The sequence below is a fragment of the Polynucleobacter sp. JS-Safj-400b-B2 genome (assembly GCF_018881975.1).
Lineage (GTDB): Bacteria > Pseudomonadota > Gammaproteobacteria > Burkholderiales > Burkholderiaceae > Polynucleobacter.
Map to the genome: position 1 here is coordinate 3,738 of NZ_JACVPJ010000020.1, position 24,930 is coordinate 28,667.

The 24,930-nt window shown below is 46.7% G+C and carries 31 protein-coding genes and 3 tRNA genes; 28 read left to right on the top strand and 6 right to left on the bottom strand.

Annotated features, from left to right (window positions below; translation table 11 throughout):
• From ICN48_RS12910 to ICN48_RS13045, 28 genes are all read left to right on the top strand, one after another.
• Positions 1-985 (top strand): phage portal protein (locus tag ICN48_RS12910; RefSeq protein WP_216154092.1); only part of this gene is annotated, 985 nt, incomplete at its 5' end.
• A gap of 40 nt (positions 986-1,025) precedes the next feature.
• Entirely contained in the window at positions 1,026-1,922 is an 897-nt protein-coding gene (locus tag ICN48_RS12915; RefSeq protein ID WP_216154093.1) for a S49 family peptidase, read from the top strand.
• 110 nt (positions 1,923-2,032) lie between these two features.
• On the top strand, positions 2,033-3,403 hold the full coding sequence (locus tag ICN48_RS12920; RefSeq protein WP_216154094.1) for a phage major capsid protein: 1,371 nt from the start codon (positions 2,033-2,035) through the stop codon (positions 3,401-3,403).
• A gap of 149 nt (positions 3,404-3,552) precedes the next feature.
• Positions 3,553-3,789 (top strand): hypothetical protein, encoded by a 237-nt coding sequence (locus tag ICN48_RS12925; protein ID WP_216154095.1) that lies wholly within the window; start codon positions 3,553-3,555, stop codon positions 3,787-3,789.
• A 2-nt stretch (positions 3,790-3,791) separates the two neighbouring features.
• Positions 3,792-4,388, top strand: a complete 597-nt coding sequence (locus ICN48_RS12930; protein ID WP_216154096.1) for a hypothetical protein — start codon at positions 3,792-3,794, stop codon at positions 4,386-4,388.
• Positions 4,385-4,723, top strand: coding sequence for a phage head closure protein (locus ICN48_RS12935; protein WP_216154097.1), 339 nt, complete (start codon positions 4,385-4,387; stop codon positions 4,721-4,723). The genes ICN48_RS12930 and ICN48_RS12935 overlap by 4 nt, the downstream gene beginning before the upstream one ends.
• Positions 4,724-4,748: 25 nt before the next feature.
• Complete coding sequence (locus tag ICN48_RS12940; RefSeq protein ID WP_216154098.1) at positions 4,749-5,240, top strand: HK97-gp10 family putative phage morphogenesis protein; 492 nt, start codon at positions 4,749-4,751, stop codon at positions 5,238-5,240.
• A gap of 15 nt (positions 5,241-5,255) precedes the next feature.
• Entirely contained in the window at positions 5,256-5,615 is a 360-nt protein-coding gene (locus ICN48_RS12945) for a hypothetical protein (protein WP_216154099.1), read from the top strand.
• A 91-nt stretch (positions 5,616-5,706) separates the two neighbouring features.
• Positions 5,707-6,204 (top strand): phage tail tube protein, encoded by a 498-nt coding sequence (locus ICN48_RS12950; protein ID WP_216154100.1) that lies wholly within the window; start codon positions 5,707-5,709, stop codon positions 6,202-6,204.
• A gap of 46 nt (positions 6,205-6,250) precedes the next feature.
• Positions 6,251-6,598 carry a hypothetical protein gene (locus ICN48_RS12955; RefSeq protein ID WP_216154101.1) on the top strand — a complete coding sequence of 116 codons (348 nt, stop codon included), beginning with the start codon at positions 6,251-6,253 and terminating at the stop codon, positions 6,596-6,598.
• 134 nt (positions 6,599-6,732) lie between these two features.
• A complete protein-coding gene (locus ICN48_RS12960; protein ID WP_216154102.1) occupies positions 6,733-6,957 on the top strand; it encodes a hypothetical protein in 225 nt (74 codons plus the stop codon).
• 28 nt (positions 6,958-6,985) lie between these two features.
• The gene (locus ICN48_RS12965) at positions 6,986-9,520 is read left to right on the top strand and encodes a phage tail tape measure C-terminal domain-containing protein (protein ID WP_216154103.1); all 2,535 of its coding nucleotides are present in this window, start codon (positions 6,986-6,988) and stop codon (positions 9,518-9,520) included.
• Positions 9,521-9,535: 15 nt separating this feature from the next.
• Entirely contained in the window at positions 9,536-9,874 is a 339-nt protein-coding gene (locus tag ICN48_RS12970) for a phage tail protein (RefSeq protein ID WP_216154104.1), read from the top strand.
• 9 nt (positions 9,875-9,883) lie between these two features.
• Positions 9,884-10,573: a phage minor tail protein L gene (locus tag ICN48_RS12975; RefSeq protein WP_216154105.1), complete on the top strand. Its 690-nt coding sequence runs from the start codon at positions 9,884-9,886 to the stop codon at positions 10,571-10,573.
• Positions 10,574-10,585: 12 nt separating this feature from the next.
• Positions 10,586-11,314: a C40 family peptidase gene (locus tag ICN48_RS12980; protein ID WP_216154106.1), complete on the top strand. Its 729-nt coding sequence runs from the start codon at positions 10,586-10,588 to the stop codon at positions 11,312-11,314.
• A 3-nt stretch (positions 11,315-11,317) separates the two neighbouring features.
• The gene (locus ICN48_RS12985; protein ID WP_216154107.1) at positions 11,318-12,007 is read left to right on the top strand and encodes a hypothetical protein; all 690 of its coding nucleotides are present in this window, start codon (positions 11,318-11,320) and stop codon (positions 12,005-12,007) included.
• A complete protein-coding gene (locus tag ICN48_RS12990; protein ID WP_216154108.1) occupies positions 12,007-15,780 on the top strand; it encodes a host specificity protein J in 3,774 nt (1,257 codons plus the stop codon). The genes ICN48_RS12985 and ICN48_RS12990 overlap by 1 nt, the downstream gene beginning before the upstream one ends.
• Before the next feature lie 33 nt (positions 15,781-15,813).
• The gene (locus ICN48_RS12995) at positions 15,814-16,836 is read left to right on the top strand and encodes a tail fiber domain-containing protein (RefSeq protein WP_216154109.1); all 1,023 of its coding nucleotides are present in this window, start codon (positions 15,814-15,816) and stop codon (positions 16,834-16,836) included.
• The gene (locus tag ICN48_RS13000; protein ID WP_216154110.1) at positions 16,833-17,228 is read left to right on the top strand and encodes a hypothetical protein; all 396 of its coding nucleotides are present in this window, start codon (positions 16,833-16,835) and stop codon (positions 17,226-17,228) included. Before ICN48_RS12995 ends, ICN48_RS13000 begins: the two co-directional genes overlap by 4 nt.
• Before the next feature lie 47 nt (positions 17,229-17,275).
• Complete coding sequence (locus tag ICN48_RS13005) at positions 17,276-18,745, top strand: radical SAM/SPASM domain-containing protein (RefSeq protein ID WP_216154111.1); 1,470 nt, start codon at positions 17,276-17,278, stop codon at positions 18,743-18,745.
• Positions 18,742-19,092 (top strand): hypothetical protein, encoded by a 351-nt coding sequence (locus ICN48_RS13010; protein ID WP_216154112.1) that lies wholly within the window; start codon positions 18,742-18,744, stop codon positions 19,090-19,092. The genes ICN48_RS13005 and ICN48_RS13010 overlap by 4 nt, the downstream gene beginning before the upstream one ends.
• Positions 19,093-19,102: 10 nt before the next feature.
• Positions 19,103-19,807 (top strand): hypothetical protein, encoded by a 705-nt coding sequence (locus ICN48_RS13015; RefSeq protein ID WP_216154113.1) that lies wholly within the window; start codon positions 19,103-19,105, stop codon positions 19,805-19,807.
• Positions 19,785-20,990, top strand: a complete 1,206-nt coding sequence (locus tag ICN48_RS13020; RefSeq protein WP_216154114.1) for a hypothetical protein — start codon at positions 19,785-19,787, stop codon at positions 20,988-20,990. The genes ICN48_RS13015 and ICN48_RS13020 overlap by 23 nt, the downstream gene beginning before the upstream one ends.
• The gene (locus ICN48_RS13025) at positions 20,968-21,609 is read left to right on the top strand and encodes a cupin domain-containing protein (protein ID WP_216154115.1); all 642 of its coding nucleotides are present in this window, start codon (positions 20,968-20,970) and stop codon (positions 21,607-21,609) included. Before ICN48_RS13020 ends, ICN48_RS13025 begins: the two co-directional genes overlap by 23 nt.
• A complete protein-coding gene (locus ICN48_RS13030; protein WP_216154116.1) occupies positions 21,606-21,776 on the top strand; it encodes a hypothetical protein in 171 nt (56 codons plus the stop codon). Before ICN48_RS13025 ends, ICN48_RS13030 begins: the two co-directional genes overlap by 4 nt.
• 85 nt (positions 21,777-21,861) lie before the next feature.
• The gene (locus ICN48_RS13035; RefSeq protein WP_255539575.1) at positions 21,862-22,248 is read left to right on the top strand and encodes a hypothetical protein; all 387 of its coding nucleotides are present in this window, start codon (positions 21,862-21,864) and stop codon (positions 22,246-22,248) included.
• Positions 22,245-22,724 carry a glycoside hydrolase family 104 protein gene (locus ICN48_RS13040; RefSeq protein WP_216154117.1) on the top strand — a complete coding sequence of 160 codons (480 nt, stop codon included), beginning with the start codon at positions 22,245-22,247 and terminating at the stop codon, positions 22,722-22,724. Before ICN48_RS13035 ends, ICN48_RS13040 begins: the two co-directional genes overlap by 4 nt.
• On the top strand, positions 22,714-23,208 hold the full coding sequence (locus ICN48_RS13045) for a hypothetical protein (protein WP_216154118.1): 495 nt from the start codon (positions 22,714-22,716) through the stop codon (positions 23,206-23,208). The genes ICN48_RS13040 and ICN48_RS13045 overlap by 11 nt, the downstream gene beginning before the upstream one ends.
• On the opposite strand, the gene ICN48_RS13050 is transcribed toward ICN48_RS13045, so the two are convergent.
• From ICN48_RS13050 to ICN48_RS13075, 6 genes are all read right to left on the bottom strand, one after another.
• Complete coding sequence (locus ICN48_RS13050; protein WP_216154119.1) at positions 23,197-23,565, bottom strand: hypothetical protein; 369 nt, start codon at positions 23,563-23,565, stop codon at positions 23,197-23,199. The genes ICN48_RS13045 and ICN48_RS13050 overlap by 12 nt on opposite strands.
• Positions 23,543-23,821 (bottom strand): BrnA antitoxin family protein, encoded by a 279-nt coding sequence (locus tag ICN48_RS13055; RefSeq protein WP_216154120.1) that lies wholly within the window; start codon positions 23,819-23,821, stop codon positions 23,543-23,545. Before ICN48_RS13055 ends, ICN48_RS13050 begins: the two co-directional genes overlap by 23 nt.
• Positions 23,793-24,074, bottom strand: coding sequence for a BrnT family toxin (locus ICN48_RS13060; protein ID WP_216154121.1), 282 nt, complete (start codon positions 24,072-24,074; stop codon positions 23,793-23,795). The genes ICN48_RS13055 and ICN48_RS13060 overlap by 29 nt, the downstream gene beginning before the upstream one ends.
• Positions 24,075-24,195: 121 nt before the next feature.
• Positions 24,196-24,271 (bottom strand) — tRNA-Thr (locus tag ICN48_RS13065).
• Positions 24,272-24,283: 12 nt separating this feature from the next.
• Positions 24,284-24,357 (bottom strand) — tRNA-Gly (locus tag ICN48_RS13070).
• Positions 24,358-24,377: 20 nt separating this feature from the next.
• Positions 24,378-24,467, bottom strand: a tRNA-Ser gene (locus tag ICN48_RS13075).
• Positions 24,468-24,930: the final 463 nt, after the last annotated feature.

The window sequence follows — 24,930 nt, forward strand, 5'->3', positions numbered from 1 at the left end:
CCCGCAAACTTTTAACGAATTTAAGCAAATTAGTCTTGGCCTTCGTGGTAATGCCTATGCAGTAAAGATGTATGACAATCGTGGGCGCTTAGTCTGGCTGATGCCGATCAATCCCGATCGGGTGATCGTGCTAATTAATCCAGAAAATCATTTGCCGTATTACCGCGTGACGATGTCTCCAGTTGATGGCATCGATGGCGTATTTAGTTGGGAAGACATCCATCATGTACGCTGGGGCAATAGTGAAAATCCCTTTGTTGGGTTATCTCCAGTCATGTTGCACGCCGACCCATTGGGCATAGCTATGGCAACCGAGCGCCATGCGGGGAAAACGTTTAAAAATGGCACCAATTTAGGTGGCGTGCTTACAAGGCCTGAGAATAAGCCGGGATTATCTCAAGAAGCCGTCAAGGCGGTTTTAGGCGCTTGGAATGATGCCTATTCTGGCGCGAGCAATGCAAATAAAACCGCATTACTGCAAGAGGGTATGGATTTTAAGCAAATGTCCATGACCAATGCGGATGCGCAAATTATCGAATCAAGGAAGTATGGCGTATCCGATATTGCTCGAATTTACGGCATCCCATTACATATGCTGGGTGAAATGTCAGGCTCAACCAAAGCAAATATTGAGCAAGAAAGCCTTAATTTCCTTAACAACACCCTGATGCCTTGGCTTCGCCGGCATGAAGAGGCAATGGAGAGGGATTTTTTAACGCCAGGCGAGCGATTGAGCGGCTTAACTATCCGCTATGACACCAAGGATTTATTGCGTGGCGATACTGCTGCGCGCTATTCGTCTTACTCGGTTGGTATTGCCTGGGGATTTTTGAGTCCAAATGATGCCCGTCATGCTGAAAATTTACCGCCAATAGCCGGTGGTGATCGCTATTTAGAGCCACTAAACATGATGGCAAAAAATGACATTCTGAATCAATCCACGGAGCAGAAAGCAACTAATGGCAAAAACGCACAAACAAACTAAACGATACCCGCATCTTTTGGGGCAAATCTTTAATCAGCCCATGATGATGAGCCAGGACTTAATGTCTTTAGCAGTTCGATTTGCTAATACTCATTTGGGATTGGGCGCTCAATTAGCCGCAGTAGCATTAGATGCGGATATTGGGGATGACGATGATGGTGGCGATGAAGGCTATCAAGTCGCCAATGGTGTGGCGGTGATTAGCGTTCATGGGCCATTAGTTCCGCGCGCAAATAGCGTTAATTTATGCCAAACCATGACAAGTTATGAGTCGATCAATCAGCAATTAGCCGCTGCTCTTGCGGATGATTGCGTATCCCAGATCGTATTTGATATTGATTCTGGGGGTGGGGCGGTTACTGGCGCTTTTGAGTGTGCATCTAAGGTTGCAGCATCAACCAAGCCAACTACTGCCATTGTGAATTACAGCGCTTACTCTGCCGCCTACCTGATTGCCAGTGCTTGCGATACTATCTCGATCAGTCAAACTGGCGGTGTGGGTTCAATTGGAGTCATTGCCGAGCACGTTGATTACTCCAAGGCAAATGAAAATGCGGGAATTAGCATTACTACCGTGTTCCGTGGTGACAATAAAAACAACATGACTCCAAATGCCCCATTGGATGATCGCTCTTTAGCGATGCTAAATCAAATGGTCGACAGTAGTTATCAGGCATTTGTCAATTTTGTAGCCACCAATAGGGGGCTTGACCCGCAGGCTGTTATTAATACGCAAGCTGGGTTATATAAAGGCGCACACGCTATTGCCGCTGGCCTTGCTGATACCTATGAAGATCCACAGCATGCCCTGAAATCAGTAGTCATGGCGGCGGCAAGCAATATGCCGCAATTTTTACGCATTGAGAACCAGACCCCAGAAATTCAATCTCAAAATAATTTGAAGTTGCGCGCTAAGGCGCTAAAAATGAAGTTCTAAAAAATTCGGGAGCAATCCCACTTAGTTTGCATTGGCGTTCGCCAAGCAAAAACCAAGCCACCTTCTGGGTGGCTTTTTTTATTCCCCTTTTTAAATGCGAGGAGTTTTACATGTCTAAGATTCAATTGTTAAAAGGCGAACGCGCAGCCCTGTCAGATCGTGCGGTTCAATTGGCTAACAAGGTTGAGGCTTTGACCGATGCCGAAGTTGCTGAGTTTGAAGGTATTGAAGCGCAAGTAGCAAGCATTACCAGTCAAATTGATCGCGCGCAAAAGGCTGCCGCTATGTCCGCTTCATTTGCGGTGGCAGTTGAGACCGCAAAACCTGCGCCAGCTGCCTCAAGCACAGTGCCAGCGCAAGCTAAACAAGTGGCAACTAAGGCGCATAAGGAGGCTGTCTTAGCTGGTTTCTTGGGTGCCTTGTATCAAGGCAATGGAAATATTGATCGCGCTATTAAAACTGCTAATGAAATGGGCGGAGATATTGGCACGGAAGTTGCAGCTACTTTGAATACCTCTTCTACTGGCGGCGGCAATGTGCTGATTCCATCTGTGTTGTCTGAGACCCTGATTGAGCGCTTGACTCCTCAATCGGTGATTCGCGCAATGAATCCAGTGGTTTTGCCAATGCCTAACGGCAACCTCACTTTGCCACGTATCGCTAGTGGCGCTACTGCTTCCTATGGCGCATTAGATAGTGCCGCAAGCGTTGGTACGCCCGGCTTTGATAACATTAAGCTCTCTGCTAAAAAGCTCACTTGCTTGGCCCCAATTTCAAATGACTTGATCCGCTTGGCTGGGATTAGCCCAAATGTGACGGCAGTGATTTTGGATGACATCGGTAGCACATTGGCCTACACCCAAGATGCAGCAATGATTCGTGGTTCTGGCACCAACAATACTATTTTAGGTATTGCCAACGCCATCGCAGCTGCCAATTTGCTGTCTGCAAGCAATATCTCCGCACTTACTGATGGCGGCTTAATTGCGCAAGCCATTCGCCAAGATTTAACTAAATTAGTTGCTAGAGTGCGCGCTGCAAATGTGCCGGTCTCTAAAGCAACTTCGTATTTTGTTATGTCTGCTGCTTCACATCAATATTTATGCGGATTAACCAATAACTTGGGATTGCCTGTGTTCCCAAGCTTGGAGCTTGAAGGGACATTGCTGGGATATAACGTAGCGGTAACCAACAATATTCCAGACAATATCGCTACTGCGACTGGGTCAACAAATACCCCATTGGCTAATGCCGCTGGTTTATCTGAAGTCTACTTTGTAGATGCCCGCCAAATGGTTATTGGCGACACCTTAAATCTGAGTGTAGCCATGAGTCAGGATGGCACATGGGTTGACCCTGTGTCTGGCACTATGCAATCGATGTTTCAGCAAGACGTTACTGGTATTCGCGTGATTGCTGAGCACGACTTTGCCTTGCGTCATCCATTGGGCGCTTCTGTGTTGGTTGGCGTTCAGTGGTAAGTCTGTCATTTTAGAGTTGCAACAGCGGCACTAAAAAATGCGTTGATGTAACGCATTGATCGAACGCATTTATCTAATGCATTTATCGAAGTTCGCCCCCGCAGCAATGAATATTGCCGCGGGGGTTTTACATGTTCACGGAGAACAAAATGATCGTTGAATTTATACGTAACGCGCTTCCTTATAACTTGGGCGAAAAAATTAACCTAGGCGAAGAGGCTGCAAAGGCGCTCATCGAGCGTGGCTTGGCAAAAGAGGCAATAGAGATATCCACTTTTGACAAAATCGTCCAATCTGGAAAAGTGGCCATTGAAAAAGTGGAGTCCGAGGTAGTGTCCGAGGCGAACTCAGAAATTAAAGCACTCACCGGCAAAAGTGCCAAATAAATATGCAATTGGTCGCCTATCTTGACACCTCAGAGCCATTGGCTTTGGAGGATGTTAAAAATCATCTGCGCCTAGATACAGATGAGGATGACTGGAATTTATCATCCATCATTATTCCCGGAGCAAGGGCCCATGCTGAAGCTTTGACGCACTCTGTTTTACGCAAAGCTCAGGTGATCTATACGATTGGTGATTTTCCGCGGATAACAGCGGGAATTTACCCGCCGATTGTACTTAGTGCGCCCAATGCGCGTTCAGTCGATGCCATTCATTATCTTGACGATTCAGGGCAATTAATGGCCTTAACGGGATTTAGGACGCTCATTGATACCAATCAAGTGAAAATTATTGCCCCAAGTTTTCCGGTTTTGAGTAATCCACCAGGTGATGCAGTAAAAATTATGCTCACTGCTGGATATACCCAGCAAGAGTTTGCATCCTATCTGCCTACTGTAGCGCAGTGGATGCTTTTGGCAATTGGCTGGGCGTACACGCAGCGTGATTTATTTTCCAATGACGCCAAGCTGTTTGCGCAAATGCCAAGCTCATATACAGACGGCTTGTTGCAGGCAGCCAATGCCCTTCCGAGCTTTGCATGAATAGTGGTTCGCTTCGTTACCGCATTGCCATTGAGCAGTTAGATAGTTCCCAAAGTAATGCTGCCGGGCAGATCATGCGGATTTGGACTCCGGTGTGCGTCGTGTGGGCTGGTATTAAGTATGAAACTGGCAAAGAAACCATCGCTGGCAATAAGGAGGTCAGTATTGCCAATGCCCGTATTCGGATTCGTTGGCGCCGCGGCATTAATCCGGGGATGCGTGTCAATCATGATGGGGTGATCTACGATATTAATGACGTCATGCCTGACATGACACATCGTCTTTATATGGATTTGCTTTGCACTCAAGGCGCTGATGATGGTGGGGGTGCTTAATGAGGGCTAATAATGGGAAGCGATCATGATTGAATGCAAGGTGACTGGCCTAAAAGAGCTGCAGGATGAATTGCTGACCTTATCACCTAAGATTGCCAATCAAGCTTTGCAAGGCGCTTTAGTTGCCGCGTCTTACCCGATCGTTAAAGAGGCGCAAAAGAATATTATTCGTGCTATTGCTCCGTATCGACTCTACACCATGGCAAAAGATCGTCTGATGGCCAAGACCATGGGACTTACCTCAGTGGCGCAGGTGGTCGAGCCGGGCTGGTTAGAGAAAAACCTAGTTCGCAAACGCGTTAAGCAAGATCAACATGGCGCGCAAACCATCATTGCCTTTAAAAATCAAAGGCAAACCTTCTTTTGGAAGTTTATTGAGTTTGGCACTTCAAAGATGAAAGCGACACCATTTTTACGGCCTGCATTTGAATCGCAACAGCAGGTGGCAGTTGACCGATTTAAAGAATCATTGACCGAGAAATTGAAAGATTTAACCAGTTTGAAGGTTGGCAAGTAAGGCTGATAAATACAGATGATGATCTTTGATAGCGCCTTGCTCATATTGCTTAAGGCTATTCCAGCATTAACAGGTATCGCTATACGCCCTGACGTGGCCGCAGAATCCGATGACACAACCTATGTCATTTATAGCCTAGTTTCTTTGCAAGAGGGCGGCTATACCTTGACTGGGCAATCTGGATTGGTGCCGCTGCGCTATCAAATTGATGTGTATTCACCCGATAAGGTGATAGTTAATAGCCTATCAGAGGCCGTTATTGAGGGGCTCTATCAGAGTGTCAACGCAATATTAGTCAATCAGATGGCCAGTTTTGAGGCGGACACACGCTTGCATCGAATGATGCTCGACATGTCCATCTTGTTTGATAACTAAATTCGTTTAATTAACCAGTAAACCCCAATTGGGGAATTTTTTAACGCCGCCCATGCATTTGTGTTGGCGGTTTTTTTATTTGGAGATCGCTATGAGCAATGCACTACGCAGTCAAAATTCAACAATCGCATGGGGCGGCGTTGCTACTCCAGCATCCCCGTTAACAGCTGCTTCAATTGTTACCGCAGCTGCAGCCATTACTACTTGGAACCAAATTGAGGAATGCACGGATATTAAGCCATCCGGCCAAAAGGTTGATGAAATTGATGTGACCCACTTGCAATCGATCGCCAAAGAATTTGTGTTGGGATTGGAAGATTCGGGATCGATTGACATTACCGCTAACTTTTTTGGTGGCAAGTATCAACAGCAACTTTTTACTGAGAAGGCTAATAAAAGCCTATCCATTTACCAATACACAGTCGGCGCTCAGTTGGCCAATCCCATTACGTTTACTTTTTATGCTTACGTTGTCAAATGTGAATCTCCTGACGCTAAAGTGAACGGCAAGATTGAGCTTTTGGCTACGTTGCGCATTTCTGGTCCAGTGGCGGTGAACTGGGGTAGTCAAGCCAGCATCACTTATTAATTAATCTCAAATCACTCATCAATCAATTTAATTCAAAGAGGAAAAAATGACTAAGCCAATTAAAGGCACTTCATTGGCGGCGATGTTCTTTAATGCAGCAAAGCCAAAGACCGAAACATTTAACTTGCTTGGCGTTGGCCAGGTAGATATTGTCGAGTTGACTGAGGGCGAAGTGTCGGAAGTTCGCAAAAGCATTGATTTGGAAAAGGATGTTGCCTTGCGCGGCAAGCTTTTTGGATATGGCTTGGTTGTCAAGTCTACCAAGAAGGATGGCGAGCCCATTTTTACTGCGCAGGACATTCCCTTGTTTTCAGGCGCAGCTAATGCTGCTGTTGAGTCTTTGGCCGCCGCTGTTTTAAAGATTAATGGGTATGGGGCCCAGCTGGGAAACTAACTGGGGAGCAAAAGGCAAAGCATCGCCTAGCGCTCGCTCTTGGTAGATCTGTTCGAGAGCTGGAGGCTACTTTATACGCCTCCGAATGGGTTGATTGGATTCGGTTTTATGAAATCGAGCCCTACGGCACTCCTATGCTTGACATGATTTCGGCGTGCAATTCTGCGCTCTTGGCAAACTTAAAGCGCGATAGCGATAAAAAACCAGAACCATGGAATTACAAAGACTTCTTGATATTTTCAAGAGGTGATGTGCCCAATGATTTAGAGCCTGTCACTCTTGAAAATGGCATGACTGTTTCCCAATTCAAGATGTACATCTACATGAAGGCGCTTGCACAGCGCCATTGCCCACAATAGCAATGCTTCGTATTAGCGAGAAATAAATATGGCACTAGCCGGACTGAATATTGAACTGAATGCCGATTTGGTTAAGTTTCAATCCGCTATGGAAAAGGCGGCTTATTTAGCTGAAAAATCCGGCAAGTCCATGGAGGCCGCATTTACCGCTGCTAATGCACATGTGCAACTTTTAGAAGGCGCCATCAAGGGGCTTGGTACTTCCTTGGGCTCTCTTGGCGTGATCGCCGGTGCTGGCGCATTTGTTGGCATGATTAAGGGCTCAATTGAGACCGCCGCTCAAATGAAGCATCTATCAGAGTCTACGGGTGTTTCTGTTTCTGCCTTATCGGCAATGTCAGCTACCGCCAAGGTGGTGGGCATGGATATGGACGCTGTCGGCCTGATGGTTGCAAAGCTAGATAAGGTGATGTGGTCTGCACAAGGCGGCAATAAGGCGGCAGAGGCTTCCTTTAAAAAAGTGGGCGTATCTGCTCTAGATATGACTGGGCATTTAAGACCTACTGAAGATGTCATGATGGATGTTGCCAAGCGCTTTAGCGCTATGGAATCGGGAGCAGCCAAAACAGGACTCGCCATGGAGTTATTTGGCAAGAAGGGTGCTCAAATGATCCCGTTCTTGCAAGAATTAGCCGAGCGCGGCGATCTAAATGGCCGTATTACCGATAAACAAGCGGAGGCGGCCCTTCGGCTTGAGCAAGGATGGCTAAAACTTGCGCGTTCGATGAATTCATGGAAATTTACCGCCATGGAGTCCATCACACCCGCCCTAGAGCGCATGATGACCATCTTGCCTGAGTTAACCGTGGGGGTTGTCTCATTTATTGGTGTTGTCAAAATTCTACCTATGGCAATCAATGGCGCTACAGCAGCCATTAATATTATGGCCGCTAGTATGGGGCTTGCGGGCGCTACAGGCGTTGGTATTTTTGGAGTGCTTACTGGCGCAGTCAACCGCTTTACAGCGGCGCTGCTTACCAATCCATTTACTGCACTTGCTGTTGCGATTACAGCAACGATCGCTGCTGCTTGGTTGTTTCAAGATAAGCTGATTACCCTGGGAGACACTACAGCCAGTTTAGGAAACTGGATTGGTGCTGTTTGGGATAAAGTTAAAGAAGGCTTAGTTAGTGCGTGGACTTCAATATCAGACTTTTTAAAGCCGATTTTTGACGGTATCGCATGGGCTGTTAGTAAAACCGAATCTGCATTAGATAGGCTCAACTCCTCTCAAAAAGTGAAATTGGGCGCAAATAATGTGCCAGGCAAATCGATTGCCGATGACATTGCCGCTAGAGCCGCCGCCCGCCAAGCCGCCGATGATGCCGCGGCTAAGGCGGCAGCTAAAAAATCCCCAAGCTTTGATCCGGTTAATACTGGCGATGGCAAGACTTATAAAACAGACCCATTTACTAAAGCCATGTCGGATATGGGCGGGCAAAAAGAGGCTTTGCAATGGGGTATTGATCACTGGAGTGAATATAAAGGCGGAATCGATGCTTCAAAAGAAGCGATGGCGCGCTTTGAGCTTGAGTTTGGAAAATTCTCAGATGCCCAGCGAACATTGGAAAACCGCTCGGCGTTAACCGCCAATCAGAAAGATGCCTACATTAGCGCTGCTAGCGCATTAGATGTCTTAACCCAAAAGCGTAAATCCTATAACGATCTAATTAAATTTAATAACGATACAGAAAAGCAGCGGGCAGATGACCAGGCCAAATTAGAGTTTGCGGCGCAAGAAATTAAATTAAGAGGTCTTGGAACTCTTGAAGCGCAAAATTTGACGATTGCATATGCTGAGCAGTTAAAGCTGCAAGAGCGCATCAATACACTTCTTAAAGATAGTTCTTTATCAGAAAAAGATAAGTCCGATGCCATTGCAAAAGCCACTCAGGTTTCACAAAACTACTCTGGGCATTTGCAAGGTATTAATACAGAGCGCTACACATACGACCGCTCTGCTGATGCGGGGCTTAAAGAGGGTTACAACTCGATTACCGAGGGAGCCACCAACTCCGCAGCTCAAATTAAGAGCGTGATGTCGGGGGCATTTACTACAGCCTCGGATGCATTGGCAAAATTTTGTGAAACAGGCAAGATCAACTTCAAAGCGTTAGGCGTTTCTATTATTGACATGATGATTAAGGTTGCTTCACAGCAATTTTTTGGCAACATTATGGCTTTAGCTGGTGGTGGCGTTGGTAGTGGCGGGACAGGCGGCATGTTTGGAGCAATTTCTAGTATGTTGCCCGGCCATGCCTCTGGCGGCGGAATGACTGGTGGCTCAGCATCTCTTGTTGGTGAGCTTGGCCCCGAAATCTTTATTCCTAATTCCAGTGGCACGGTCGTTCCAAATCATCAAGTGCGCCAAGCCATTAGCGGCGCATCGTCATCAAGTGGCAATCAAATGAACGGCGATGTCAATGTGGTGATTAATTCCAATGGTCAAGCAAGCTCTACTGGTGGCGCTGGAAATATGAGTGATCTTGGCACGCAAATTGGTGCGATGGTGCAAAAGCACATCATGGATCAGATGAGGCCAGGCGGCCTTTTGGCTGGCTAAGATGAGTCTAAATCAATGAGCGCAGATCAATTTATATGGTCACCCACGCAGGCCTCCAAATCTACCAAGCCAAGTGTTTATAGCGCTAAATTTGGGGATGGCTACGAGCAAAACTCGCCAAAGGGAATTAACTTTCAGCCTGCCACTTGGTCGCTTCAGTTCAAGGGCCAGACATTGGCAATTGCGCAGGCTATTGACGCTTTTTTAATAGCTCAGGGTGGATATCTTAAATTTACTTGGACGCCTCCAGGTAGCGCGCAATGCTTATGGCTTTGCAAGCAATGGCAATTAAGACAATTGCCTGGCGGTGTTAATGATGTGTCCGCGACTTTTATCCAGCAATTTGGAATTTAACCGCCCAACATGAGTATTACCGCAGAAATCCAATCGCTAAGTCCATCGGCGATGATCGAGCTATTTCAGTTGGATTTAACCCCGCAGGGCGGATCAATTTTATATTTCCATGCTGGCACCAATCAACTGCAAGGCAATATTGTTTGGATCGGGCAAACTTATAGCCGATTCCCAATAACGGCAACAGGATTTAAAAAAAGCGCTACTGGTGCGTTGCCAAGGCCGGTATTAACTGTCTCTAATATTGGCGGATACATGGGGGCATTGGCGCGTCAATACGGCGGGTTTAGATCCTGTAAGCTCACGCGAATTCGAACCTTTGCGCGGTATTTGGATGCGGATAATTTTCAAGGCGGCAATGCGCAAGCTGATTCATCACAAGCGTTGCCTAGTGAAATATGGTTTGTCGATCGCAAAAGCGCTGAAAACGGACAAATCATGAGTTTTGAGTTGGCATCTGCGCTAGATTTGGTGGGTGTGAAGGTTCCAGCTAGGCAATTTATTCAAAACTGCTGCACTTGGACGTACCGCGGCGCCGATTGTGGATACACGGGCGGCCCCGTTGCAGATGCCAATGGCAACCCTACGAGCGATCCTACAGTGGATAGTTGCGGCAAATGCTTAAGTGATTGCAAGTTACGATTTGGAAGCTCGGCAATCTTACCGTATGGCGGCTTCCCAGGCTCGGGGTTAAATTGATGAACTCATTTTATGAAACTTAGCAAGCGCACGATTGCAGCCATTTGTGCTCATGCGCAAAAAGAGTATCCCAAAGAAGCTTGTGGCCTAGTTGTTATCAAGAATGGAAAACAGTCTTACTTTGCCTGTAAGAACATTGCTGATAACGTCTTAGATCATTTCATTATTGACCCGCAAGATTACACCCTAGCGGAAGATTGTGGGGAGATAGTCCGCATCGTGCATTCGCACCCCAATATTTCCCCGATGCCAAGTGAGGGCGATAAAGTTTCATGCGAATTGTCAAGCATTCCGTGGGTGATTGTGAATTGGCCTACAGGCGCAATCTACGAATTTGAGCCCACAGGCTACGTGGCGCCATTAATCGGCAGAGAGTTTTTTCATGGGGTCTTAGATTGCTATTGCCTAATCCGTGACTATTACAAAGAAAAATTGAGCATTGAATTGCTTGACTTTGACCGTGAGGCGCAGTGGTGGCTAAAAAATCAGAACTTGTATGTGCAAAATTTTGAAAAAGCAGGATTTATTGAGGTGCCGATTGCGCAAATGAAAGAGCATGACATTGTGCTCATGCAAGTAGGTAGTCCCGTAATTAATCATGGCGCAATCTATCTTGGGTCAAATCAAATATTGCAGCATTGCGCAGGCAGACTATCGAGCCGCGATGTATTTGGCGGCGGTTGGCAAAGAGCTGCCCGCATTGTAGTACGCCATCAAAGTCAAATAAAAACCTCAATCTAAATTATGAAAACGATCAAACTTTACGGGCATCTTGGCAAGATGTTCGGGAAGAAGCACGTCTTAGATGTTTGTGATTCATTTGATGCAATTCGCGCTCTTAGCGCCAATTTCCCAGCGTTTAGACATGAATTTGCAAAGCAGGGCAGGCGCTACAAAATTGCCGTTAACAAGCACCTTATCAACACAAAAGAAGAGTTATTGCTTCCAGCCCATGAGATTGCATTTATTCCTGTTATCTCTGGTGCGGGAAATGGTGTGGGCCAAATCTTAATTGGTGCCGCCTTAGTAGTTGCGTCATTTTATATACCAGGCGCCTTTGCTGCAGATTCAGCCATTATCGGTGCGGACGGCATGGTGACCGATGTAGCAGGTGGGGTTTTTGGTGGTTTTGGTGTCAGCGCAGGAACGGCGTCGCTCATGGCTGGAGCAACCCTTGCCTTTGGAGCGGCCTTGATGCTAGGCGGCATATCAAAATTACTCTCTCAGACCCCAGGGCAACAGCAAGACTCCAGAAACTATGGCTTTAATGGGCCGGTCAATAACACCAGTCAAGGTAACCCAGTACCCATCCTATATGGGCGAATGATTGTTGGCTCACAAGTGGTATCAGCCTCTGTAAGCTCTGCCGATATTCCTATTGCCAACTTGGCCGTTGTGCTGACCAATACCGTGAACTATAAGGGGCAATATTAATGCCTCAGGACCTCACTCAATCCACGCCTAAAGTTACACCTAAAGCTACACCTAACATTGGTGGCATTAGTGGCTTTGGCGGTGGAGGTGGCGGCGGCGTTACTTCTGGCGCTGGCGCTACTGAAGCTCCAAACACCCTTAGGTCAACTCAATATGCAACCGTTTTAGACGCTTTATCAGAAGGCCCTATTGATGGGTTAGTGAATGGCGCTCAGTCAATTTATTTTGACAAGGTTCCGCTGCAAAATCTGGATGGCACCTACAACTTTAACAACGCTACTTTTGGATACACGACAGGCGATTTAGCATCCAATCAACATGCCTCATCCGCAATCTCAGGGGATGCTGGCAATATTGAGGCGACGACATCCGTGGGAGTTCAAGTTTGGCAGGCGACCCCTATTGTCAGAACGGTGACTCAGGCCAATGTGGATCACATCCGTATCACGATCAGTACGCCTGCATTAACGAGTACCAACACCAGCAATGGAAATGTGAATGGCAATAGCGTCTCATTTGCGATTGATATTCAAACAAATGGCGGCGGGTTTGTGCGTGCCATTTCAGATTCGTTTAACGGCAAGACGACAAGCAAATATACCCGTGACTATTTAATTGCTGTATCGGGCAGCGGCCCTTGGGATATCCGTGTTACGCGTCTATCTGGCGATGATCTGAACACCTATTCTCAGTCGCAAATTTGGTTTGATGAATATACATCGATTATTTCTACCAAATTGGAATATCGCCATACGGCGATTGCAGGAATTTCAATTGATGCTAGGCAGTTTTCCGCAATACCTACAAGGGCTTACGACCTAAAAGGGATGATTATTAATATCCCTAGCAATTACGATCCAATTGCAAGAATGTATGCTGGAGTGTGGGATGGCACATTTAAATTGGCCTGGTCAGACAATCCAGCATGGTGCTTTTATGACTTACTGACCAATGGCCGCTACGGGCTTGGCAATTACTTGCCTGCTAATTTGGTTGATAAATGGCAGCTTTATACCATCGCCCAATATTGCGATGAGCTAGTGCCTGACGGATACGGCGGGCAAGAGCCACGTTTTAGCTGTAATTTGTACATTACCTCAGAAAAAGAAGCCTATAAGGCGATACAGGATTTAGCGTCAATTTTTCGCTCTATTACGTATTGGGCATCAGGCGCAGTATCGATTGTGCAGGATGCGCCAAGCGATCCTATTCAATTATTTACCACCGCCAATGTGATTGATGGCGCATTTAATTATCAAGGTGCCAGCTCAAAAGCCATGCATACCGTTTGCTTGGTGAGCTATAAAGATCCGAATAACTGGTATCAAGATAACGTCGAGTATGTACAAAACGATCTTGATGTTGCTCAGTATGGCGTTATCCCAACATCGATTACGGCTATCGGCTGCACTTCAAGAGGGCAGGCTCATCGCTTGGGTAGGTGGTTGCTGTATTCAGAAAAACTAGAGTCTGAGACGATTTCTTTTAGAGCTGGCATGGATGCGGTGTATTGCTATCCTGGGGCCATCATTCAGACAAGCGATCCAGTGCGAAGCGGTGCGCGCATGGGTGGCAGGGTGCTCGGAATTTCTGCCGATTTTAAGACGATCACAGTAGATAGTTCTTACGTCATTGAGGCGGGTTCATCTCCTAATATTCAGATCATGATGCCAGATGGCACCATCTTTTCCGATGCAATTGTTTCAAGCTCTAGTTCTGCGCAGGGTAACTTTATTACCCTAGCCAATACTGTCGCAGCCGTTCCAACTGATAATGCGCTGTACTTAATTTCTCAAACGGATATTGAGCCAGAGCTTTGGCGCGTAATATCAGTTGCTGAAGTTTCCGATGGAAATGTGCTGGAGATTAGTGCGGTAGCTCACAATCCTAGCAAATATGGATATGTTGAAGATGGTTATAACCTAACGACTCCATCAGTTAGCTCGATTCATACCATTCCTGCTGCGCCTAGCGGACTATCTGCGATCAGCTCTTGGTACGTGATTAGTGTCGGAGTTGCAGGCTTGACGCTTACCTTGTCGTGGTCTGGTAGCGCTAATTACTACAATATTACCTATAGCATTAATTGCGGGCAGACGATTCAGTTAACGCAAAGCGGCCAAAGCTTAGATATTGCCAATGTCAAAGTGGGCGATGTATATGCCTTTAGCATCTGCGCTGTCTCGTCCTTAGGAATTTCCTCTGGGGTAGCTTCGCTTAGCTATACCGTCACGCAGCCAGCACCGATCTATCCCAATGATGCAACGGGACTTAGCGCCACGGTGACCGGCAACGGTGTATTGCTTTCTTGGAATGACATTGCCGACCCGATGCTCTATGACTATGAAATCAGAGAGGGCGTCAGCTGGGATAGCGCGGTTTCTTTGGGATTTTTTAATGGTACAAGTACAACCGTACCGGCGTTGTTGGCAGCCAATTACAGCTGGATGATTAAAGCGCGCAATAGCTTTTTAAACGAATCGATTGATGTGGAAATTGCCACTTTTGGCGCAGTTGCACCATCGGCAGTCGTTTTATCGGCAAGTTTGTCTGGGCAAAATTATGTTTTGTCATGGGGCGTGCCAGCAAGCATGTTCCCAATTGATCATTACATTATCGCTACTGGTCCGAATGCTTTAAATCTGACAAGCCTGTCCTTGGCTTACACCACGCAATACCAAAGCCAAGCGCAATTTAGCGGTAGCCGCACCTTTTGGGTTGCCGGTGTTGATAGCGCTGGCAATACAGGTCCTTATACCAATACCCAAATCGTAGTAAGCGCTCCTAGTAAGCCGATAGTGACCAATCAGGTCATTGATAACAATGTGCTGCTTTACTGGACGGATGCTACCCAGTCTTTGCCGATCACAACATATCAAATCTATAAGGGCAGTACCTTTGCAGGTGCGGAGCTTATTGGCAACAAATCTGGATTATTTACCACTATCTTTGAAACGGCTGCAGGCGCATACACCTACTGGATTGCCGGTGTTGATAGTGCTGGTAATGTTGGCCAACCCGGTCAAATTACCGCTGTCGTTAGCGCGCCACCAAACTACGTTTTGCATTCGGATATTTTTAGCACCTTTGGTGGCGCCTTAGTAAATGCAACGTCTGAAGATGGGCTGGGTATCACTATGCCGGTCAATACTAGTCAAACATGGGCGCAGCACTTTTCTGGCAACACCTGGAATACTCCAAATGACCAAGTCAATGCAGGCTACCCCATTTATGCGCAGCCTGCCTTAATCTCTGGGTATTACGAAGAAGTGATTGACTATGGTTCTACTTTGCCAGCAGTCAACGTGATTGTGACTCCGACTATCACGGCGATCGCTGGAAACCCGACTACTTCAGTAATGATCAGTTGCAGCAATACCAGCGCAGCAGGGCCTTGGACTGACTACCCAAATACGTCGCAGATTTATTTGACAAATTTTCGATGGGTTAAAGCCTGCATTACAGCCGTCTCACCTGACGATAAATCCTTAGTAGAAATGACCGCTTTGGAAATTAAGCTAAGCGTTCAGCTTAAGGATGATGCCGGGTCTGTGACTGCAAACGCTCTTGATGTCAACGGCACCAATGTGAACTTTAATGTGCCATTTATTGATGTGACCAGTATTTCTGTTACGCCACAAGGATCTACCCCGCTAAATGCGGTGTATGCCTTTAGTGGTGTTGCCGACCCAACTAATTTCCAAGTATTCCTTTTTAATGCCAGTGGAGTTCGTGTCTCTGGCCCCGTCTCTTGGTCAGCCAAAGGGTTCTGAAGAGACAAATGAAATCTAAAAAAATGAAGACCAATGATGACTAGCTCTGATTTTTCAAAACCGCAGTCATCGGATCTGTACACCTCAATCCCTTCAGAAATCAATGCCATTAATGCGGATTTATCTAAAGGGCTTGATCCAGCAACTAGCTCACCCATCAATGTGCCGACCAATGCGCTGCGCTGGAATAGCGCTAATGGCTACTGGGAGAAGTTTAGCGGGACGGTTTGGTCTGCCATGGCCGCCATTTACAATATTTGCGCGGCTACCGCTGTTAAATTAGCCATTGCAAGAGCCATTGCATTTTCTGGCGATGTGGCTGGCACCGGTAACTTTGATGGCAGCCAAAACATTTCCATTGCATTAACTTTGCCAAATGTAAACGCCAATCCTGGCACCGCTGGTAGTAGTACGCAAGTGCCGGTAGTTACCAGTAATAGCAAAGGGCAAATCACGGGGATTAGTTTGGCTGCGATTGCCTTCCCAGCTGCGCCAGTGAGCTCGGTTTTTGGGCGTACTGGAGCGGTGGCATTAGCCCTCTCTGATGTTGTTGGTGCTTTGGGATACACGCCTCCTACGCCAATTGGCGGTGGCGCTTCTGGCACCTGGGGCATTAATGTTAGCGGTACGGCCTATAACATTACTGCCTATACGATTAATCAAAGCTTGGGTACTGGCAACACACCCACTTTTGCAGGATTGGCTATTAATGGGCAAATGACTGCCACTGGGAATATTACAGCGTATTACTCGGATGATCGCCTAAAGACCCGCCTTGGGTATATTGAAGATGCGCTGGGTAAGGTAAAGCAGCTCTCAGGTTTTTACTACGAAGCGAATAAGGCAGCGCAATCGCTCGGATACAAAAAGGTGCGCGAAGTCGGTGTATCAGCGCAGCAAGTCCAATCCGTCTTGCCAGAAGCGGTGGCGCCAGCGCCTATTGATGCCAAATACCTCACCGTGCGCTACGAGCGATTAACTGCGCTCTTAATTGAAGCCATCAAAGAATTAGACGCCAGGGTAGATAGCTTGTCCAAAGAGGTAATGGCAGCATGACACTTCCGGCATCTGGGCAAATTAGCCTATCTACCTTTAGTATGGAGATGGGGCAAGCGGCTGCCTTTTCGATTTCACTTGCATGGATTCAAGGCAATACTAAAGCGGGACAGCAACCTGCTACTGAAAACATGGGTGGGTATTACGGCAAAGCATGGTATCAGCGCAATGCCGATGGCAACTGCAATAACGGCAACTGCACCAGTAATTGCAACTGCGGAAATATTCAGTGTAATAACTGCACGATCAGTGGCGCAGTGAACTGCGCCAACTGCGACACTCGCGCCTGGTTGCAAAACAACTGCAATTGCGCGTGTACCTACAACTGCAATACGGCTGCAACTAGCTACAACTGCGATTGCAATTGCGACTGTAACTGCAACTGCGGCTAGGCAAGCTAAAGCGGTCGATGCATTCTTAACCCAAACTGGAATACTCCATGATTTTTGAAATTCTCGCCGAGAAAAAGCTCGGTGATGAGAAGCGTTTTTTCTACGATAACCAAACGAATGCATTGCACTGCGAAGATGGCAGTCAATATCGTTATCCTGATATGCAAAAAAGTTGTGGCCATACCGCTCGCAATGCCAATCAAGGGTTCGATGAGCACCATCCGTTAACGAAGTCTCGCCATGTGCGGGTAGTTAAAATTCAGCTGGGTCTATCGTGTAACTACGCTTGTGACTACTGTTCACAAAAATCAGTCGAGCGGCCCAAAGAAACCAATGCCAAGGATATTGGGCGATTCATGCAGATGTTTGGCGGCTTGGAGTTCTCGCAAGAAAAGGGCTTAAAGGTCGAGTTTTGGGGTGGCGAGCCTTTGGTGTACTGGAAAACGCTCAAGCCCTTAGCGCATGCCATCGCGCAAAAGTTTGAAGACTGGAGCATCAAGCCTCAGTTTTCAATCATCACCAATGGTTCATTGCTCACCCCAGATATTTGCGCGTGGCTTTATGCCATGGGCTTTAGCGTCTCTATTAGTCACGATGGCCCCGGTCAACCCGTGCGAGGCCCCGATCCCTTTGAGGATGGAGCAAAGAAAGCTATTGTGCTTGGGCTGTACCGGATGTTACGACCATTGGGGCGCATTAGCTTTAATGCCATGCTAAATGGCAGCAACATTAGTCGCAAAGCTATTTATGATTGGTTTGTCACCTTTACCGGTGATCCCAGCGTGCCTTTAGGTGAGGGCTCAATAGTCGATGCCTATGATGGTGATGGTTTGGCTCAATCACTGCAAACCAAAGCAGCGCATTTTGAATTTCGCCGTACTGCCTTTAATGATATTTACGCCAGTGCTGGTCAAATTGGTTTTGGCGGTATTTTACAAAAGATTGATCAGTTCACTGGCGATGTTCTATCCCAAAGAAATGCACGCACGGTTGGTCAAAAGTGTGGAATGGACCAAGAGGATGTGATTAGCTTTGATTTACGCGGCAATGTGATTACCTGTCAGAATGTCAGTGCGATTGATCAAAGCCCTAGCGGCGTCTCTCATTTGGGCGGCTCTATTGAAACAATAGAGCAAGTGCAAATTAAAACGGCAACCCATTGGTCTAAGAGGGCGCATTGTAATGACTGCCCTGTACTGCATATTTGCAAGGGATCTTGTATGTTCCTGTCTGGCAAATATTGGCAAGCCAGTTGCGATAACGCCTATTCCGATGCGATTGCCCTCTTTGCTTTGGCATTTGAAAAGATGACTGGGTACATCCCAAAAATGATTTATGGCGATCACCTTCCTAAAGAGCGCCAAGATATTTGGGGTACTTGCATGGAGCATAAGGAAAAGTCCAAAAAAGTCATTCCTATTCATATAGCTACTGAAGCGCCCGTCATGAAAGAAATTGACGGCACGAATGAAACAAATTCGGTCTTTGAAAAAACCACCGTTAAGGAAAACGTATGACCGCCAACTCGCCTGTAATTGATGATCCGAATGTGCGCGCATTAGCAACGCAAGTAAAGGCTTTGCAGGGCGTAGTCCAGGTGAGATTTTATCCGCCAATCAACCCAGTCAATATTGATGCAATTGGAGCTGATGGGGTGATGATTACATGCCTGCTGGCCAATGTGAAACCGCCGCCAGCGCCAGATTTTGTCAAAATCACCTCAATGGTTCCCAAATCCGTGTATAGCGACTTGGCAAACTTCCCAGCCATCCTCGATCATTTAAGCGCGCGAATTGCCGACTATTTGGCCACCGGCGTCGTCACCATTCCTGTAGCCCAATCCATCATACCGTCAGCCTCATAAAGAAATCCTCATGAATCCGTTTGATCTGCAAATGCTGTCCTATCAAAGCGCGCAGCATTTTGTAGCACCGCTATATCGCATTGCCAACTCCAAAAATCTTAGAGGGTCATATTGCCTATTAACGGCGCACGAGCATCGATTGGTAGCTGTTTCAAACCACCTACGTTCAGTTAACGCTTTAACAGGATTCAATCTGGTGGCAGACTGTCGCTTTAATTCGGCAGATGACCATCAATTTGAGCTTGATCTCAATTTTGCTTGCCTCTGGCGCCGTGATGGCGTAACTGCGTGGGTTGGGGATACCCAGTTTGATGCGTCCCAATTTAATCAATATCTGCTTCTTAATCAACAGGTGGCTGCGCTCGATACGCTCAATGACACGGTGCAGATGCTTTTTACCCGCATTGGCGTTGGTAACCTTATTTACGAGCAAAAATATCTTGAGGCGATGCACGTCATTGAGCAGAACCTTTCACAAGACCTAACGGGTCGGTATTTATATGTATCCGGTTATGCCAAGATTGAGGGAATCTCTATCGAGGTAGCAGCGCGGCGCATCCAGTTTAAATACGAAGATGCCAAGGGTCGCATGGCTGAAATTGAGAACATGCGCCTAGCGCACCAAAAAGCTATTTTGGCGGTAGAGCATTTAGAGCAATTAAAACCACTGATGGAAACGCTAGGGGCGCAGATTGATAAATACGCCAGCCTTTAACTTTAAAGAAGGCAAGGGGGCTAAGGAAACTAAGGAAAGTTGCCCGGGGCTGATTTACTACAACAGCTACGACCTTTTTAAGCTGAGCACTAAAAAAGTCACCACCCCAGGCTCTTGGGCCTTTGCCACGTATTACGACTTATTTTCGAGCAACATTACAGTGCTTGATCGCACCGGGACGTTTTCAGTGCCAGTCGCAGTAGCGCCATTGGATTTTCTGGCCTTGCCCGAGTTAGATTCCAGTCATGAATTTGAGGCGATCTGCGATGCTAGGGCGCGCGCATTACTTGATCAGGCGCTCTCGCAAAATAGGCGGATAGCAGTGATGTATAGCGGCGGGATTGACTCAACGCTGGTGCTATGCGCCTTTTTAAAGGTGGCTAGAAGTAATGAACTGCAGCGCATTACGGTATTACTCTCCGAGGCAAGTATTTTAGAGAACCCCGATTTTTACCATGATCACGTTCTTACTCATTTTGAATGCGTATCTTCTTTTCGTTTTCCGTATTACCTGGGCAATCCCCACTATCTTTTTGTTAGTGGTGAGAATGCGGATCAGCTCTTTGGCTCGCAAGTAGCGCAAGTGTTTGAAGTGGCCTATGGGTTTGAGGCGCTTTTTAAACCGCTTGTCAGTATGTATGAAACGCTATTAGCATTTTTTATTGCTAGGGTAGGCGGTAGCAGTAGCCAGTACGCACAAGCCTTTTTAGAAATGCTCCTGCGTTTATGTGCCAATGCCCCGATTGCCATTGAAACGCCATACCATTTTTTCTGGTGGATTAATTTTGCTACCAAGTGGCAATCAGTCTATGTACGCATGTTGCCCTATAGCGCCCATCGCAACACGCTCGCTCTTGAGGAAAACTACACCACCTTTTATAGCCCACCACCGTTTCAGCAGTGGTCTATGGCCAATACTGATCAATTTATTGGCCATGGTTTTGAGACCGGCAAATGGGTATCTAAGCAATACATCTATGACTTTAATCACGATGCGCGCTACCTTAAAAAGCTCAAGCAGGGCAGCTTACAGGCAATGGTACGTTGCAAAGCCAATGTGTTTGGAATTGAGTTAGCCAATAAGGCCAATTTACGCTTTATCACGCAGCCATTAGGCGCGCAGTATTTCAACATTGACAATGATTTTATGAGAATGGAACATGCCAGCAAATCGCCAATTTAGTCACAAGGCTAATGAACTCATCATCTTGGGTGATGCCGTTTATCAATCGGATGCCAATGATTTATACCAATACCGGGTCTACCCAAAGGGTAGCCTGCTCAAACCATCGCCCCACTCGAGCTATTGGTACATTAATGAAAACACAGTGGGTTGTGTCGTAGGTGATGCGGATGGGCAGCCTTATGTCGTTGCTGATTTGGTGTGCGTGCAAATTATGGGTTATACCCCAGAGGAGCGCTCAAGCACTTACTCGCGCGGTGCTGATTTGCCGTATGTCAATGGCTGCTCTACCAAGCAGTTGATTGCCCCCAATCGCTTGGGTGATCCTACCTGGCAGTATTTGAGCATACCGGCAGGAAGCTCTGAGCAAAGCCATCACATCCACTCGACAGCGCGGGTGGTTTATGTTCTATCCGGGCGCGGCACCTCTATAGTGGGTATGCCAAGCGTACAAAAAGAGTATGAGCTAGAGCCCGGCATGGTCATTATTTTACCTAAGATGACTCCGCACCATTTCACTGCCGCAGAAGACGCTCTTGTAGTCATTCCGCTCCATATCTTTAGCTCTACATCCCTAGAGAACAATCACCCCATGTTTGCTGGTACGCATTTGGTATGACTTATCTAGGATGGATGAAGGCGATTTTTGGCGCATTGGTACGAACACAATCTGTAGTACGAGGTATTTTCACTTGCGCTTGGAGCCTCAAAGATCATCACATATCTATTGACGAAGTTGAAGACGATGTACGTCTGCGCCAGTTGATGCTTGAGCTAAGGTATTAAAGGTGACGTAGAGAATTTCTTTTTAATGCAGTGATAACCAAACCCCGCCATGTTTTTTGATGCGGGGTTTTTCTATATGGGCAAAATGAAGATGGCAGAACCAACTAGCTCTGGGGTGGCAGGATTTGCGGGGTGGAAGCTGATTGGCGGTGCTGCCGGTGTGGCAGCGGGCGGCGCAGGGTTGGCAGCATTTGTAGTGATGTGCATGACTAAGCCACGCTCCGATAAAGAATGGATTGTTGGATTGGTTTGCACAGTGATTGGTTCGGTCTGCGGCGGAGCTGCAGTCATTAGCTACTTTCACCTATATGAATGGGTAACCAACTTCATTGGCTTAACCGCCATCCTAGGCTTGTCCTTTGCTTGTGGCTTACCAGCATGGGCAATCGTGCGCTGGATTTTCAATTACATCGATACGCATCAAGATGCCTCTATCGAGGATGTGGCCAATGATTTAAGGAGTAGTTTATGAGCAATATCAGCACCAATCAAAAAGCATTTCTCGATATGCTGACGATCTCTGAGCTGGGCAAAGCCTTATTGGCTTTATCGGATGATGGTTATAACGTCTTAGTTGGCAGTACGTCAGATACCCCCATCTTGTTTGGTAGCTATGCCGATCATCCACGCAGATTAATTCAAATCAATAGCCACTTATCCTCAACGGCGGCAGGGCGTTACCAGCTGCTAGAGCATTGGTTTGATGCTTATAAAAAGCAGTTGAATTTGCCCGATTTCTCACCAAGCTCACAAGATGCCATTGCCTTACAGCAGATTTTAGAGTGCGATGCGATGGATGACATTGCCGCCGGAAGAATTAAAGCGGCTATCGGCAAGTGCGCACACATTTGGGCAAGCCTGCCTGGCAATCATTACGGTCAGCATGAGAATACGTATAGCTACCTTGTGACTATTTTTATTAACGTAGGAGGTAGTTATGTTCCCTGATTTATTGCCTAAGCTTAATTTAATCTTAGGCGCAATTGTTGCCATATTTTTATCTTTTGGCACAGGGTTTATTGCGGGCGATATTCATCGTGGCGGCGTCGATAAGAAAGATCAAGAAATTGCTGTAGCAAAGGCAAATGATGCGGCTAGAGCGCAAGAGCAAAAAATGGATGCAACCCAAAACACAATCGAAAAATCAACCCTAGGAGAAAAAAATGCTATTGAAGCTAAGCGCAATCAACTTATTGCTAATTTGGGTCTTGGGACTCAGCCCACTAATATTAACGGCTTGCGCCAGCCCGGTGCCAAGCTATCAGGTGGCCAGGGCTCCGAAATTGGAGCTGGAGGTCAAGCACTCCGATTATCAGAACCAGATGCAATCGGCTTTAAACAGTTTCTTGCCAACTTTGCCGCAGAATGTGCAATAAGTGAGGCAGAGCGCAATGAGGTGATTTTGAAGTACGAAGCGGCGCTAGCGCATTAGCTTTACCATAGCGCCACCACTTAGATTGTGCAGGCTTAAGTCAACACCACTTACATAGGCGCACGTACCTGGAGCAACCATGACGCTATCGGCAATGGTATTGCTGACATAGGCTTGCATATCTAGAGCGCATACTTGAAACATGGCCACTACTGGTCCGCGATAAATAATCGAACCAGACTCATACCAATTAAAACCATTGCGCTGCCAAGCTTGCAAGCTATTTGCTTGTTGAGCAAATGAAATTATGGAGACCGAAATTAGCAAGATTGCTGCGAATAGTTTTTTAGTTATATGAATCTTCATCAAGCGACTTTCTGACAATGTGTTGCCGTTATCTGGTAATAGGGTGCTCATTAATAAATTGGCGCAGGGCGGCATCCACTCTAGATTGCCATCCATCGCCAGTAGCCTTAAATTTTTGAATGACATCAGGCGATAGACGAATGGTTGTAACCACCTTTTTAGGTGACTTTTGTGGGCCACGAACTCCTAACTTCTTTATCAGTGATGCGGGTAAAATTTCAGGGGCTGATTTAAATTCCTTGAAATCTTCAGACGACAGTAGCCTTACTTCGCCCTCTTTATTGGTCAGCGCTAATTGCTTTTTCATATGCGTTTTCCTCCCTCTTATTTGCCTTGCGAAAACTAATCACTCGAATTCCTAAATCGGTTTCTGAAAAACACAAGACATGCAGACGTTCATCAAGATAGCTCACCGCTAAGAATCTACGCTCTGGGTAATCTTTGCGTGCATCCTCCCTAAAGGTTGCTCTAACCCAATCAAAATCTGCGACCCTGCTAAACGACAAGCTGCGCTCAGAGATGTTCTTGGCATCTTTTGCTAAGTCGTATGTGATCTCCATATATCAAATTATACATACAAAAAACTATATTGCTAGTCTTTTTGTAAATACGTTTTGGAAATGCTCAAATCCCCATCTTCCAGCGTAAAAAAAATTGGGGGTGTGGGTGGGTTGTGCTATATGGTGCCGTTGAGAAGAATCGAACTTCCGACCTACGCGTTACGAGTGCGTTGCTCTACCAACTGAGCTACAACGGCATTTGACGCAACTGGAGCGGGCGATGGGAATCGAACCCACGCTATTGGCTTGGGAAGCCAAAGTTCTACCATTGAACTACACCCGCAAATGACTAACTATTTTATTTGGCGGAAACGGAGGGATTCGAACCCTCGATACTTTTACAAATATGCCGGTTTAGTAGACCGGTGCCTTCAGCCGCTCGGCCACGTTTCCCATTTGCTTTTTCTGCAGCAGAAAAAGCAAGAGCCTCCGAGGAGGCTCTGCACCTGACAGTCGAAACCATTAGGGTGGCAGTCTAAATACTAGCACAAGGGTTAGTGAAGGTCCGAGATTTGGCGGTTATCTAACTTTTCTGGAGCGGTTCACTGCAGGGCTTTTAAGAAAGGGTGCGATACCCAAACTTGACGCCAGTTGTATTGCCCCGCTAGGCAATTGATTGGTTTATTAGATGGATTCACCTCTTTGGTTTTTGCTGAGCCTTTTGATTGGCAATTACTGTATCAATAGCCGTTATCAAGGGTAAACAAATCAAACACTTGGCGACACCGCAGAGATGTTTTTATGATACAGCCAGTCGCAACCAACCATTTGATTTAACAAAGTAATTGCACCGACAGTTAACTTGGCTACGAACCAAGGGGTCGTGGGTTCAATTCCTGCCAGCCGCACCAACCTA